The 14,148-nt window shown below is 71.2% G+C and carries 13 protein-coding genes; all 13 read left to right on the top strand.

All coding sequences use genetic code 11. The features are described from left to right. Positions 1-418: 418 nt before the first annotated feature. The 13 genes from N4G70_RS24970 (at position 419) to N4G70_RS24910 (ending at position 14,106) form a co-directional block, all read left to right on the top strand. Positions 419-964: a hypothetical protein gene (locus tag N4G70_RS24970; protein WP_261714957.1), complete on the top strand. Its 546-nt coding sequence runs from the start codon at positions 419-421 to the stop codon at positions 962-964. A gap of 130 nt (positions 965-1,094) precedes the next feature. Continuing rightward, the gene (gene pdxS, locus N4G70_RS24965; RefSeq protein WP_261714956.1) at positions 1,095-2,015 is read left to right on the top strand and encodes a pyridoxal 5'-phosphate synthase lyase subunit PdxS; all 921 of its coding nucleotides are present in this window, start codon (positions 1,095-1,097) and stop codon (positions 2,013-2,015) included. A gap of 6 nt (positions 2,016-2,021) precedes the next feature. Further along, entirely contained in the window at positions 2,022-2,606 is a 585-nt protein-coding gene (gene pdxT, locus N4G70_RS24960) for a pyridoxal 5'-phosphate synthase glutaminase subunit PdxT (RefSeq protein ID WP_261714955.1), read from the top strand. 62 nt (positions 2,607-2,668) lie between these two features. Next, entirely contained in the window at positions 2,669-3,421 is a 753-nt protein-coding gene (locus N4G70_RS24955; RefSeq protein WP_261714954.1) for a YebC/PmpR family DNA-binding transcriptional regulator, read from the top strand. 130 nt (positions 3,422-3,551) lie between these two features. Further along, entirely contained in the window at positions 3,552-4,082 is a 531-nt protein-coding gene (gene ruvC / locus N4G70_RS24950) for a crossover junction endodeoxyribonuclease RuvC (RefSeq protein WP_120725158.1), read from the top strand. Continuing rightward, positions 4,079-4,684, top strand: a complete 606-nt coding sequence (gene ruvA / locus N4G70_RS24945; protein ID WP_261714953.1) for a Holliday junction branch migration protein RuvA — start codon at positions 4,079-4,081, stop codon at positions 4,682-4,684. Before ruvC ends, ruvA begins: the two co-directional genes overlap by 4 nt. Positions 4,685-4,733: 49 nt before the next feature. Continuing rightward, entirely contained in the window at positions 4,734-5,825 is a 1,092-nt protein-coding gene (gene ruvB / locus N4G70_RS24940) for a Holliday junction branch migration DNA helicase RuvB (protein WP_261714952.1), read from the top strand. A gap of 164 nt (positions 5,826-5,989) precedes the next feature. Next, positions 5,990-6,463, top strand: coding sequence for a preprotein translocase subunit YajC (gene yajC, locus N4G70_RS24935; protein WP_261714951.1), 474 nt, complete (start codon positions 5,990-5,992; stop codon positions 6,461-6,463). 142 nt (positions 6,464-6,605) lie between these two features. Continuing rightward, positions 6,606-8,369, top strand: a complete 1,764-nt coding sequence (gene secD / locus N4G70_RS24930; RefSeq protein WP_261714950.1) for a protein translocase subunit SecD — start codon at positions 6,606-6,608, stop codon at positions 8,367-8,369. A gap of 1 nt (position 8,370) precedes the next feature. Further along, the gene (secF, locus tag N4G70_RS24925; RefSeq protein WP_261714949.1) at positions 8,371-9,468 is read left to right on the top strand and encodes a protein translocase subunit SecF; all 1,098 of its coding nucleotides are present in this window, start codon (positions 8,371-8,373) and stop codon (positions 9,466-9,468) included. Then, on the top strand, positions 9,465-10,016 hold the full coding sequence (locus tag N4G70_RS24920) for an adenine phosphoribosyltransferase (protein WP_261714948.1): 552 nt from the start codon (positions 9,465-9,467) through the stop codon (positions 10,014-10,016). Before secF ends, N4G70_RS24920 begins: the two co-directional genes overlap by 4 nt. A 197-nt stretch (positions 10,017-10,213) precedes the next feature. Further along, positions 10,214-12,709, top strand: a complete 2,496-nt coding sequence (locus tag N4G70_RS24915) for a bifunctional (p)ppGpp synthetase/guanosine-3',5'-bis(diphosphate) 3'-pyrophosphohydrolase (protein ID WP_261714947.1) — start codon at positions 10,214-10,216, stop codon at positions 12,707-12,709. A gap of 101 nt (positions 12,710-12,810) precedes the next feature. After that, a complete protein-coding gene (locus N4G70_RS24910; RefSeq protein ID WP_261714946.1) occupies positions 12,811-14,106 on the top strand; it encodes a serine/threonine-protein kinase in 1,296 nt (431 codons plus the stop codon). Positions 14,107-14,148 lie beyond the last annotated feature (42 nt).

Here is a 14,148-nt window from a genome sequence, read left to right as displayed (position 1 = left end):
CCGGCACCGGTGCCGCTTGGGGGCGCGGGGAACTGCGCGGGGGGCGGGCACGGTCCGCAGTCGACGGCCCCCATGTCGGGCTGGGGGTGCGCGTGCTGGCCGGCGCCGGTACCGCTTGGGGGCGCGGGGAACTGCGCGGGATGCGGGCACGGTCCGCAGTCGAATGCGGGGTTGCCTGGGGCTCTGCCCCAGACCCCGTTCGGGCCTGGAGGGCCCTCGTCCTCAATCGCCGGACGGGCTGGGGTGGCCTCATGGGCCGGTGCTGAGCAGCCGGCGGGGCAGTGGTGGGCCGCGTGGGCCCGCGCCGGGCAGGGCGTCGACTGAGGTGGGCCGCGTGGGCCGGTGTTGCGCGGCGGGAGGGGCGAAGGTGGGCCGTACTGCGCACCCTGCCAAGGGCCCCCCGGTAGCCTTGCGGCCCGTGACCGTAACCCTCATCTGGATCGTCGTCGCCCTCGTCGCGATCGGCCTCTACCTCAGCTGGACCGCCGGCCGGCTCGACCGGCTGCACGCCCGCATCGACCTGGCCCGCGCCTCCCTGGACGCCCAGCTGCTGCGCCGCGCCTCGGTCACCCAGGAACTGGCCACCAGCGGGGTGCTAGACCCGGCCGCCTCCATCGTGCTGTACGAGGCCGCGCACGCCGCGCGCCAGGCGGAGGAGGAGCACCGGGAGGTCGCCGAGAGCGAGCTCAGCCAGGCGCTGCGGGCCGTCTTCGGGGAGCCCGCGCAGGTCGACGCCGTACGCGAGGCGCCCGGCGGAGTGGAGGCCGCCGAGGAACTGGCGCAGGCGGTGCGCAGGGTGCCGATGGCCCGGCGCTTCCACAACGACGCGGTGCGCGCGGCCCGCGCCCTGCGCAGGCACCGCACGGTGCGCTGGCTGCGGCTCGCGGGCCACGCGCCGTTCCCGCTCGCGTTCGAGATGGACGACGAGCCCCCGACGGCGCTGGCCGACCGTCCGGGGACCTGAGCCGTGCGACCGGCGCCCGGCCGATCCGCGAAAACGATCCACCGGCTGAGCATTGGCCCTTGATGTGGACTGGACGGCCGGGGTTGTCTCGGAGAAGCAGAATCCCCTTCTTCACTCAGTGAGGCGCTCCGTGTCCAGCACCCCTTCCAGCACCCCCCAGTCCGACGGCCCCGCCCTCGGCACCGCCCGCGTCAAGCGCGGCATGGCCGAGCAGCTCAAGGGCGGTGTGATCATGGACGTGGTCAACGCCGAGCAGGCGAAGATCGCCGAGGACGCGGGCGCCGTCGCCGTCATGGCCCTGGAGCGGGTTCCGGCCGACATCCGCAAGGACGGCGGCGTGGCCCGGATGTCCGACCCCAACATGATCGAGGAGATCATCGAGGCGGTCTCCATCCCGGTGATGGCCAAGTCCCGCATCGGTCACTTCGTCGAGGCCCAGGTCCTCCAGTCCCTCGGTGTCGACTACATCGACGAGTCCGAGGTCCTCACCCCGGCCGACGAGGTCAACCACAGCGACAAGTTCGCCTTCACCACGCCGTTCGTCTGTGGCGCCACCAACCTGGGCGAGGCCCTGCGCCGCATCGCCGAGGGCGCGGCCATGATCCGCTCGAAGGGCGAGGCCGGCACCGGCAACGTCGTCGAGGCCGTCCGTCACCTGCGCCAGATCAAGAACGAGATCGCCAAGCTGCGTGGCTTCGACAACAACGAGCTGTACGCCGCCGCCAAGGAGCTGCGCGCCCCGTACGAGCTGGTCAAGGAAGTCTCCGAGCTCGGCAAGCTCCCGGTCGTGCTGTTCTCCGCCGGCGGCGTGGCCACCCCGGCCGACGCGGCGCTGATGCGCCAGCTCGGCGCCGAGGGCGTCTTCGTCGGTTCCGGCATCTTCAAGTCGGGCGACCCGGCCAAGCGCGCCGCCGCCATCGTGAAGGCCACCACCTTCTACGACGACCCGAAGATCATCGCGGACGCCTCCCGCAACCTGGGCGAGGCCATGGTCGGCATCAACTGCGACACGCTGCCCGAGACCGAGCGCTACGCCAACCGCGGCTGGTAGTCACTCATGAACACCCCTGTGATCGGAGTCCTGGCGCTCCAGGGCGACGTACGGGAGCACCTCATCGCCCTGGCCTCGGCGGACGCCGTGGCCAGGCCGGTCAGGCGCCCCGAGGAGCTCGCCGAGGTGGACGGCCTGGTCATCCCCGGCGGCGAGTCCACCACCATCTCCAAGCTCGCCGCACTGTTCGGCATGCTGGAGCCGCTGCGCGAGCGGGTGCGGGCGGGCATGCCCGTGTACGGCACCTGCGCCGGGCTGATCATGCTCGCCGACAAGATCCTCGACCCGCGTTCGGGCCAGGAGACCATCGGCGGCATCGAGATGATCGTCCGCCGCAACGCCTTCGGCCGCCAGAACGAGTCGTTCGAGGCGACGGTCGAGGTCACGGGAGTCGGCCCGGTGGAAGGCGTGTTCATCCGCGCCCCCTGGGTCGAGTCCGTGGGCGCCGGCGCCCAGGTGCTCGCCGAGCACGGCGGCCACATCGTGGCCGTGCGCCAGGGCAACGCGCTGGCGACCTCGTTCCACCCCGAGCTCACGGGCGACCACCGCATGCACGAGCTGTTCGTGGACATGGTGCGCGCCGCCCGGTGACCGGGTCCCGGTAGGATCTCTGCCGAACGACGCAGAATGGGTTACGCGAAGGAGACAGGCAGATGTCCGGCCACTCTAAATGGGCTACGACGAAGCACAAGAAGGCCGTGATCGATGCCAAGCGCGGCAAGCTCTTCGCGAAGCTGATCAAGAACATCGAGGTCGCGGCCCGCACCGGGGGCGCCGACATCGACGGCAACCCGACCCTCTTCGACGCCGTACAGAAGGCCAAGAAGCAGTCGGTGCCCAACAAGAACATCGACTCCGCGCTCAAGCGCGGCGCCGGTCTCGAGGCGGGCGGTGCCGACTACGAGACGATCATGTACGAGGGTTACGGCCCCAACGGTGTCGCGGTGCTCATCGAGTGCCTCACCGACAACCGCAACCGCGCCGCCTCCGACGTACGTGTCGCGATGACCCGCAACGGCGGCTCCATGGCCGACCCGGGGTCCGTCTCGTACCTGTTCAACCGCAAGGGCGTTGTCGTCCTGCCCAAGGGCGAACTCTCCGAGGACGACGTGCTGGAGACCGTTCTGGAAGCGGGCGCCGAGGAGGTCAACGACCTCGGTGACACCTTCGAGATCATCTCCGAGGCCACCGACATGGTCGCGGTCCGCACGGCGCTTCAGGAGGCCGGCATCGACTACGACTCGGCCGAGGCCAACTTCGTCCCGACCATGCAGGTCGAGCTGGACGAGGAGGGCGCGCGGAAGATCTTCAAGCTGATCGACGCGCTGGAGGACAGCGACGACGTGCAGAACGTCTTCGCCAACTTCGACATCTCCGACGAGGTCATGGAGAAGGTCGACGCGTAACGCGGTCGCGGACCGGGCGTTTTCGGCGGGCCGATGGGACACGTCCCATCGGCCCGCCGCCGTTGTCAGTGGCAGCGGATAGCCTGGCAGGAAGTCGAAGATCGTCAGGGGATCGTCAGGGGGAGGGGCCATGCGGGTACTCGGGGTGGACCCCGGGCTGACGCGGTGCGGCGTCGGCGTGGTCGAGGGGCTCGCGGGCCGGCCCCTGACGATGCTGGGCGTCGGCGTCGTACGGACCCCGGCGGACGCCGAGTTGGGCCATCGCCTCGTCGCCATCGAGCGCGGCATCGAGGAGTGGCTAGACGCGCACCGGCCCGAATTCGTCGCCGTGGAGCGGGTGTTCAGCCAGCACAACGTGCGCACGGTGATGGGCACCGCCCAGGCGAGCGCGGTCGCCATGCTGTGCGCGTCGCGGCGCGGCATCCCCGTCGCCCTGCACACCCCGAGCGAGGTCAAGGCCGCCGTCACCGGCAGCGGCCGGGCCGACAAGGCACAGGTCGGCGCGATGGTGACCCGGCTGCTGAGGCTCGACGCCCCGCCCAAACCGGCCGACGCGGCGGACGCGCTGGCCCTCGCCATCTGCCACATCTGGCGCGCCCCCGCGCTCAACCGGCTCCAACAGGCCCACGCCCAGCACTCCGTACGGAAGGTCACCCGATGATCGCCTTCGTCAGCGGCCCGGTCGCCGCCCTCGCACCCGACGCCGCGGTGGTCGAGGTCGGCGGCATCGGCATGGCCCTCCAGTGCACGCCCAACACCCTGGCCGAACTGCGCATCGGGCAGCACGCCAAACTCGCCACCTCCCTGGTCGTACGGGAGGACTCGCTGACCCTGTACGGCTTCGCCGACGACGACGAGAAGCAGGTCTTCGAGCTGCTCCAGACCGCCAACGGGGTCGGTCCCCGGCTCGCCCAGGCGGTCCTGTCGGTGCACACCCCGGACGCGCTGCGCCGCGCCTTCGCCAGTGGCGACGAGAAGGCGCTCACCGCGGTGCCGGGCATCGGCAAGAAGGGCGCCCAGAAGCTCCTCATCGAGCTGAAGGACCGCCTCGGCGCGCCCACCGGCACCGCCCCGGCGGCCGGCGCCCCGGCCGCCTCGGGCTGGCGCGACCAGTTGCACGCCGCCCTCGTCGGGCTCGGCTACGCGCCCCGAGAGGCCGACGAGGCGGTCTCGGCGGTAGCGCCCCAGGCGGAGGCCTCCGACAAGCCCAACGTCGGCGCCCTCCTGAAGGCCGCCCTCCAGACCCTGAACCGCGCCCGCTGAGCGCGCCCGCCCGCACCCCCCACCGCGACCACGATCCGAGGCACACGTCATGAACTGGGAAGACGGCTCCGACACGGCGGACCTGTCCGCGACGGCCGGCGACCGCCTCGTGGGGCCCGACGCGGACGGTGAGGACACCGCCGTCGAGGCCGCCCTGCGACCCAAGGACCTCGATGAGTTCGTCGGTCAGGAGAAGGTCCGCGAACAGCTCGACCTGGTCCTGCGCGCGGCCCGCGCCCGGGGCGCCACCGCGGACCACGTTCTGCTCTCCGGCGCCCCCGGCCTCGGCAAGACCACCCTCTCGATGATCATCGCGGCCGAGATGGGCGCCCCGATCCGCATCACCAGCGGCCCGGCCATCCAGCACGCCGGCGACCTCGCCGCGATCCTGTCCTCCCTCCAGGAGGGCGAGGTCCTCTTCCTCGACGAGATCCACCGGATGTCGCGGCCCGCCGAGGAAATGCTCTACATGGCGATGGAGGACTTCCGGGTCGACGTCATCGTCGGCAAGGGCCCCGGCGCCACCGCCATCCCGCTTGAGCTGCCCCCCTTCACCCTGGTCGGCGCCACCACCCGGGCCGGCCTGCTGCCGCCCCCGCTGCGCGACCGGTTCGGGTTCACCGGGCACATGGAGTTCTACGAGCCCGCCGAGCTGGAGCGGGTCATCCACCGCTCGGCCCGGCTGCTCGACGTGGAGATCGACGGGGCCGGCGCCGCAGAGATCGCGGGCCGCTCCCGGGGCACCCCGCGCATCGCCAACCGGCTGCTTCGCCGCGTCCGCGACTACGCCCAGGTCAAGGCGGACGGCGTCATCACCCCCGAGATCGCCTCCATCGCGCTCGGGGTGTACGAGGTCGACGCCCGCGGTCTCGACCGCCTGGACCGGGCCGTCCTGCAAGCCCTCCTGAAGCTGTTCGGCGGCGGCCCGGTGGGCCTGTCGACGCTCGCGGTCGCGGTGGGGGAGGAGCGCGAGACGGTGGAGGAAGTGGCCGAGCCCTTCCTGGTCCGCGAGGGGCTGCTCGCCCGCACCCCGCGCGGCCGGGTGGCCACGCCCGCCGCCTGGGCCCACCTCGGCCTCGTCCCCCCGCAGCAGGGCGGCGGCGCGGCAGGAAGCGGACAACAGGGGCTGTTCGGGGCGTGACGGCGCGGAGGGTCGCACGGCGAGGAACCCCGGTGGGATGCTGGGCGTTGTTCCATCTGTGCGGACTCGCTTAGACTCCGCCGATGCCGCCCTTCCAGGCCGGCGTACCCACCCCCAGATCAGGCCGCGCCCCTGGCGTGGTCATGCGAAGGAAGTTCCGTCCCGTGAGCCCTATCACTCTCCTCCCCTTCATTGTGCTTATCGGGGCCATGTTCCTGATGACCCGGTCCGCCAAGAAGAAGCAGCAGGCGGCCGCCGCCATGCGCAACGAGATGCAGCCCGGCACCGGCGTCCGCACCATCGGGGGCATGTACGCCACCGTCAAGGAGATCGGCGACGAGACGGTCCTCCTGGAGGTGGCGCCCGGCGTCCACGCCGTCTACGCCAAGAACGCGATCGGCGCGGTCCTGAGCGACGAGGAGTACAACCGCATCGTCCACGGTGACACCGAGGAGGAGCTCCCGGCGGTGCCGGACGACGCCTCCTCGCTGACGGAGAGCACCGAGGCCGCCGAGGCCGACGCCGCGGTCGCCGAGGACGCCAAGATCGACCTGGGCAAGAAGGACGAGGCGGAGGACGCCGCCGCGCCCAAGGACGGCAAGGACGGCAAGGCCGACGGCGGGGCCGACACGAAGTAGTCACGCACCGGGACCGCGGCGCCCGACCGGCGCGGACGGTCCCCGGAGCGCGCCCACTTCCACGGGGGACGTCCCCACAACACTTCGTGGCCGCCCACGCGCACACCCGGCGCAGGGCGGTTGGACAGGGAGAAACGACAAGGTGGCAGCACCGAACAAGGGCCGAAGGCCGGCGGCGGGGGGTCAGAGCAAGCCGGGCCGCGCCCTGGCCTTCATCCTCATCGCCATGGTCGCGCTCACCGGTGGGATGTTCATTTCCCACACCACCACACCGAGGCTGGGCATCGACCTCGCCGGCGGCACGAGCATCACGCTCAAGGCCAAGCCGGAGCCCGGCCAGAAGTCGGCGATCAACAAGAAGAACATGGACACCGCGGTCGAGATCATGAACCGCCGTGTCAATGGTCTTGGCGTCACCGAGGCCGAGGTCCAGACCCAGGGCAGCGACAACATCATTGTCAACATCCCCAAGGGTACGGACTCGGAGCAGGCCCGCCAGCAGGTCGGCCAGACCGCCAAGCTGTACTTCCGGCCGGTCCTGACCGCCCAGCCGGCCGCGGCCCCGCCCACCCCGAGCGGTACTCCGAGCCCCTCCGGCAAGGCCACGCCCACTCCCTCCGGCAAGACGACCCCCAGCCCCACGGGCAAGGCCACGCCGAGCGCCACGGGCAAGCCGAGCGCCACCGGCACGCCCCAGGGCCGCGCCCTCACGGACGCGCTCAAGGCCTCCGGTACGCCCACGCCCGGCGCGAGCAAGCCGCCCACCCCCGCGCCGAACCCGACCGGTGCCGGTGACTCGGCGGCCGCGGCCAAGCTCCAGGCCCAGTTCGCCTCGCTCGACTGCACCACCAAGGAAGCCCGCTCCAAGGCCGGCGAGGGCGCCAAGTCCTCGGAGCCGACCGTGGCGTGCGACAAGGACGGCCAGGAGAAGTACATCCTGGGCCCGGCCGAGGTCGACGGCACCGACGTCGCCAAGGCGCAGGCCGTGATCAACCAGCAGAACGGTCAGTGGATCGTTCAGATGGACTTCACGGGCGGCGGCTCGAAGAAGTTCGCGGCGATCACCGGCAAGCTCTCCCAGCAGCAGTACCCGAACAACCGCTTCGCAATCGCGCTGGACAACCAGGTCGTCTCGGCCCCCACCGTGAGCTCCACGCTCAGCGGCTCCGCCGAGATCTCCGGCAACTTCACCCAGTCCACCGCCCAGGACCTGGCCAACGTGCTGTCCTACGGTGCGCTGCCGCTCTCCTTCACGGAGCAGAGCGTCTCCACCGTGACCGCGGCCCTCGGCGCCGACCAGCTGCACGCCGGTCTGATCGCGGGTGCCATCGGCCTCGCGCTGGTCGTCATCTACCTGGTGGCCTACTACCGCGGCCTCGCCACGATCGCCATCCTCAGCCTCGTCGTTTCGGCGATCCTGACGTACACGATCATGACGCTGCTGGGCTCCACCATCAGCTTCGCGCTGAACCTGCCCGCGGTCTGCGGCGCCATCGTCGCCATCGGCATCACTGCGGACTCGTTCATCGTGTACTTCGAGCGCATCCGTGACGAGATCCGCGAGGGCCGCACCCTGCGTCCCGCCGTGGAGCGTGCCTGGCCGCGCGCCCGGCGCACCATCCTGGTCTCCGACTTCGTGTCGTTCCTGGCCGCCGCGGTGCTGTTCATCGTGACGGTCGGCAAGGTCCAGGGCTTCGCGTTCACCCTGGGTCTGACCACCCTGCTCGACGTCGTCGTCGTCTTCCTCTTCACCAAGCCGGTGATGACGCTCCTGGCCCGCCGCAAGTTCTTCGCGAGCGGCCACCCCTGGTCCGGGCTCGACCCCAAGCGGCTCGGCGCCAAGCCCCCGCTGCGCCGCGCCCGCCGCACCACCTCCGCCCCCGTCGACAACCCGAAGGAGGCGTGAGATGTCGAAGCTCGGCACTCTCGGCGCCAGGCTGTACCGCGGTGAGGTCGGTTACGACTTCGTCGGCAAGCGGAAGATCTGGTACGGCATCTCGATCCTGATCACCATCACGGCCATCGTGGGCCTGGCGGTGCGGGGCCTGACGATGGGCATCGAGTTCGAGGGCGGCGCGGTCTTCACCACCCCGAAGACCTCGATGTCCGCCTCGCAGGCGGAGCACGCGGCCCAGACGGCCTCCGGTCACGACGCGATCGCCCAGAAGCTCGGCGACGGCTCGATCCGCATCACCATCGGCGGCATCGACACCGCCAAGTCCGACCAGATCAAGACGGAGCTCGCCAAGGACCTCAAGGTCGACGCGAACACCATCAACGCCGATCTGGTGGGCCCGAGTTGGGGCGAGACGATCGCCACGAAGGCCTGGACGGGTCTGATCGTCTTCATGATCCTCGTGGTGATCTACCTGGCCATCGCCTTCGAGTGGCGGATGGCACTCGCGGCCCTGGTCGCCCTGATCCACGACCTCACGATCACGGTCGGCGTCTACGCCCTGGTCGGCTTCGAGGTCACCCCGGGCACCGTGATCGGTCTGCTCACCATCCTCGGTTACTCCCTCTACGACACCGTCGTCGTCTTCGACGGACTCAAGGAGGGCCAGAAGGGGATCACCAAGCAGACCCGCGTCACCTACAGCGAGATGGCGAACAAGAGCCTCAACGGCACCCTGGTCCGCTCCATCAACACCACCGTCGTGGCGCTGCTGCCGGTCGCGGGCCTGCTGTTCATCGGTGGCGGCGTCCTCGGCGCCGGCATGCTGAACGACATCTCCCTCTCGCTGTTCGTCGGCCTCGCGGCCGGCGCGTACTCCTCGATCTTCATCGCCACTCCGCTGGTCGCCGACCTGAAGGAGACCATGCCGGAGATGAAGGCCCTCAAGAAGCGGGTGCTCGCCAAGCGCGCGGCGGCCGCCGCCAAGGGCGAGTCCGAGGAGTCGCAGGACGCCGCCCCGCTCGACGAGGACGACGACCTGGGGACCGCCGGCGCGGTCGTCGGCCAGCGCCGCCAGCCGAGCCGCAACAACCGGGGGAAGCGTCGATGACCAGCGTCTCCACCGAGACCGCGGGGCTGCTGCTCAGCCGCATCCGTGACGTGCCGGACTATCCGAAGCCCGGCGTGATGTTCAAGGACATCACCCCGCTGCTCGCGGACCCGGAGGCGTTCACGGCCCTCACCGACGCGCTGGCCGCGCTGTGCGTCCAGCACGGCGCGACGAAGATCGTCGGCCTGGAGGCGCGGGGCTTCATCCTCGCCGCCCCCGTGTCGGTGCGCGCCGGGATCGGCTTCATCCCCGTACGCAAGGCGGGCAAGCTCCCCGGAGCCACGCTGAAGCAGGCGTACGAGCTGGAGTACGGCACCGCGGAGATCGAGGTGCACGCCGAGGACCTCGGCGCGGGCGACCGCGTCCTGGTCATCGACGACGTGCTGGCCACCGGCGGCACCGCCGGGGCCTGCCTCGAACTGATCCGCCGGGCCGGGGCCGAGGTCGCCGGAGTGGCCGTCCTGATGGAGCTCGGCTTCCTGGGCGGCCGGGAGCGCCTGGAGCCGGCCCTGCGGGGCGCCCCGCTGGACGCCCTGATCACCATCTGAACGAGCGGTCGCACCACCGTCGAGGCGGGCCCGGAGGAATCCGGTGCCCGCCGTCGGCGTTTCTCCGGGCACAGCCGTCACACCGGCCGGGGGAGAGGCGGGGCGCCCGGCTCGATATCATGGGTACTTCCGGGCCTGACCGGGGGACCCGGGACCCTCCCCCAGAGTCCGTCCGGGGGACCCCCAGAGGAGCGCTCTTGCCAGACGAGGCCCAGCCACTCTCCGCCGCGCAGCCCGATCCACAGGCCGCAGAGGCCGCGGCGGCTCCGGCCACGCCCTCCGAGCCCCCGGCCGAGCCGAAGCAGGCGGCGCCCGGGCCCGACCGGGACGCGGCCAAGGCGCCCGCTCCGGCGCCGGTCGCCAAGCCCGTGGTGCCGGCCGGCGCGGTGTCCCGCTCCGGTGGGTCCTCCAACCGCGTACGCGCCCGCCTCGCCCGTCTGGGTGTGCAGCGCTCCTCCGCGTACAACCCGGTGCTCGAACCGCTGCTGCGGATCGTGCGCAGCAACGACCCCAAGATCGAGACCGCCACGCTGCGCCAGGTCGAGCGTGCCTACCAGGTCGCCGAGCGCTGGCACCGCGGCCAGAAGCGCAAGAGCGGCGACCCGTACATCACGCACCCGCTCGCGGTGACCACGATCCTCGCCGAGCTCGGCATGGATCCGGCCACGCTGATGGCGGGCCTGCTGCACGACACCGTCGAGGACACCGAGTACGGCCTGGACACCCTGCGCCGCGACTTCGGCGACCAGGTGGCGCTGCTCGTCGACGGCGTCACCAAGCTCGACCGGGTCCAGTTCGGCGACGCCGCGCAGGCCGAGACCGTACGCAAGATGGTCGTCGCCATGGCCAAGGACCCCCGCGTCCTGGTCATCAAGCTCGCCGACCGCCTGCACAACATGCGCACCATGCGGTACCTCAAGCGCGAGAAGCAGGAGAAGAAGGCGCGCGAGACCCTGGAGATCTACGCGCCGCTCGCCCACCGCCTGGGCATGAACACCATCAAGTGGGAGCTGGAGGACCTCGCCTTCGCGATCCTCTACCCCAAGATGTACGACGAGATCGTGCGGCTGGTCGCCGAGCGCGCCCCCAAGCGCGACGAGTACCTCGCCATAGTGACCGACGAGGTCCAGTCCGATCTGCGCGCGGCCCGCATCAAGGCGACCGTCACCGGCCGCCCCAAGCACTACTACAGCGTCTACCAGAAGATGATCGTCCGCGGCCGTGACTTCGCGGAGATCTACGACCTGGTGGGCATCCGCGTCCTCGTGGACACGGTCCGCGACTGCTATGCCGCACTCGGCACCGTCCACGCGCGATGGAACCCGGTCCCCGGCCGGTTCAAGGACTACATCGCGATGCCCAAGTTCAACATGTACCAGTCGCTGCACACGACGGTGATCGGGCCCAACGGCAAGCCGGTCGAGCTACAGATCCGCACCTTCGACATGCACCGCCGGGCCGAGTACGGCATCGCCGCGCACTGGAAGTACAAGCAGGAGGCCGTCGCCGGCGCCTCCAAGGTGCGCACCGACGTGCCGCGCAAGACCGGCAAGGACGACCACCTCAACGACATGGCGTGGCTGCGCCAGTTGCTCGACTGGCAGAAGGAGACCGAGGACCCCAGCGAGTTCCTGGAGTCGCTGCGCTTCGACCTCTCCCGCAACGAGGTCTTCGTCTTCACGCCCAAGGGAGACGTCATCGCGCTCCCGGCGGGCTCGACGCCCGTCGACTTCTCGTACGCCGTCCACACCGAGGTCGGCCACCGCACGATAGGCGCGCGGGTCAACGGGCGGCTCGTCCCGCTCGAATCGACCCTGGACAACGGTGACTTGGTGGAGGTCTTCACCTCCAAGGCGGCCGGGGCAGGGCCTTCGCGGGACTGGCTCGGCTTCGTCAAGTCGCCGCGCGCCCGCAACAAGATCCGCGCCTGGTTCTCCAAGGAGCGCCGCGAGGAGGCCATCGAGCACGGCAAGGACGCCATCGCGCGCGCCATGCGCAAGCAGAACCTGCCGATCCAGCGGATCCTGACCGGCGACTCCCTGGTCACCCTCGCCCACGAGATGCGCTACCCCGACATCTCCTCGCTGTACGCGGCGATCGGCGAGGGCCATGTGGCAGCCCAGGGCGTCGTCCAGAAGCTGGTGCAGGCGCTCGGCGGCGAGGAGGCGGCCAACGAGGACATCGCCGAGTCGGCGCCGCCCTCGCGGGGCCGCAGCAAGCGCCGCAAGAACGCCGACCCGGGTGTGGTCGTCAAGGGCGTCGACGACGTGTGGGTCAAGCTGGCCCGCTGCTGTACGCCCGTTCCCGGCGACCCCATCATCGGCTTCGTCACCCGGGGCAGCGGCGTCTCGGTGCACCGCGCGGACTGTGTGAACGTGGACTCGCTGTCCCAGCAGCCCGAGCGGATCCTCGAAGTGGAGTGGGCGCCGACCCAGTCCTCGGTCTTCCTGGTCGCCATCCAGGTCGAGGCCCTGGACCGCTCCCGGCTCCTGTCGGACGTCACCCGCGTCCTGTCCGACCAGCACGTCAACATCCTGTCGGCGGCCGTGCAGACCTCCCGCGACCGCGTCGCCACCTCGCGCTTCACCTTCGAGATGGGCGACCCCAAGCACCTGGGGCACGTCCTGAAGGCGGTCCGGGGAGTGGAGGGCGTGTACGACGTGTACCGCGTGACCTCGGCCCGCCGGCCGTAGCGGTTCCACCCCCTGGGCCGGTGCCCCGCAATTGCCCAAGTGGCTTGCCCGCAAGGCGAGTTGAGGGCGATGATCGGGTCAAACGGGCCGGGGGGGGTGCCATGGCGGAACAGAGCGTGATCGCCGATCGCTACCAGCTCCTTGGACGCCTGGGGTCGGGCGGCATGGGAGAGGTGTACGAGGCACTCGACGTCAAACTGGAACGCCGGGTCGCGGTCAAGATGATCCGCTCCGACCTCGGGGGCTCCGACATGCGGGAGCGGTTCGGCCGGGAGGCCCGGGCGCTCGCCCGCGTCGCCCACCCCAACACGGTCGTCGTGCACGACGTGGGACTCCACGGGGACGTGCCCTACCTGGTCATGGAGCTCCTGGAGGGCGTCGACCTGCGCAGCCTGCTCGGCCGCAGGTCCCGCCTGCCGCACGCGCTCGTACGGGCCGTGGCCGCCGGCATGTGCTCGGGGCTCGCCGCCGTCCACGAGGCCGGCATCCTGCACCGGGACGTCAAGCCCGGAAACGTCCACCTCACCCGGGCCGGCCGGGTCGTCCTCCAGGACTTCGGGATCGCCCACCTCCTGGACGCCACCCACCAGACCGCGACCGGCGTCGTGGTCGGCACGCCCTCCTACATGGCGCCCGAGGTGGTGCGCGGGGAAGCCCCCGGCCCGTACACCGATCTCTACGCCCTGGGCGTCTGCGTCTTCGAGATGCTCGCCGGGGAGCAGCCCTTCAGCGGCGGCTCGATGGTGGAGGTCATCTTCAAGATCGTCCAGGAGGAGGCCCCCCGGCTGCGCGGCCGGCCGCACACCCCGGACGACCTCGCCGACCTGGTGCGGGACCTGATGGCGAAGGAACCCACCGCGCGCCCCACGGCGGCCGGCACGCTGGAGCGGCTGCGCTGCCCCCCGAACGCGGCCGAGCTGATCGCCGAGACGGTCACCGAGGACCTGCGCGCCCGGGCGGTACGCGACTTCGGGCCGGCCCCGGCGGCGGTCGTCGGCGGCCCCGGGTCCCCGCCCGCCGTAGCGGGCCGGGATGCCACGGCCACCGCGCGGGTCGCGGAGATGGCCGACCTCGACGCCCGTGTCCCGCACGGGACTTCGGCCCTCGCGCTGAGCGAGGCCACCCGCAGCGAGATCCTGCACGCGATGACCCCGGCCGTGGCCGAGGCCCGGCAGCGGGAAGCCGTCGGCATGGTGCTGCGCGGCTCCCTGGAGGAGGCCGTGGGCCTGCTGAGCAGGCTGGCCGACGCCTGCCGCGCCTCGCTCGGGCCGGTCCACCCCACGACGCTGACCTGCGTCTACTGGCAGGGCGTGTGCCTGGCCCGGCTCGGCGCGGGGGATCACGCCGTGGCCAAGTTCGCCGAGGTGTCGGCGGCGGAGGGCACCCTGCTCGAGTGACCCGTCCCGGACGACCTCCCCGCGCTACGACACACGTCAACC

The organism is Streptomyces sp. ASQP_92, from assembly GCF_025399895.1.
In the GTDB taxonomy this organism is placed as follows: domain Bacteria; phylum Actinomycetota; class Actinomycetes; order Streptomycetales; family Streptomycetaceae; genus Streptomyces.
Note: the sequence above shows the minus strand (reverse complement) of the source record. Positions and strands in the feature narration are given on the sequence as shown.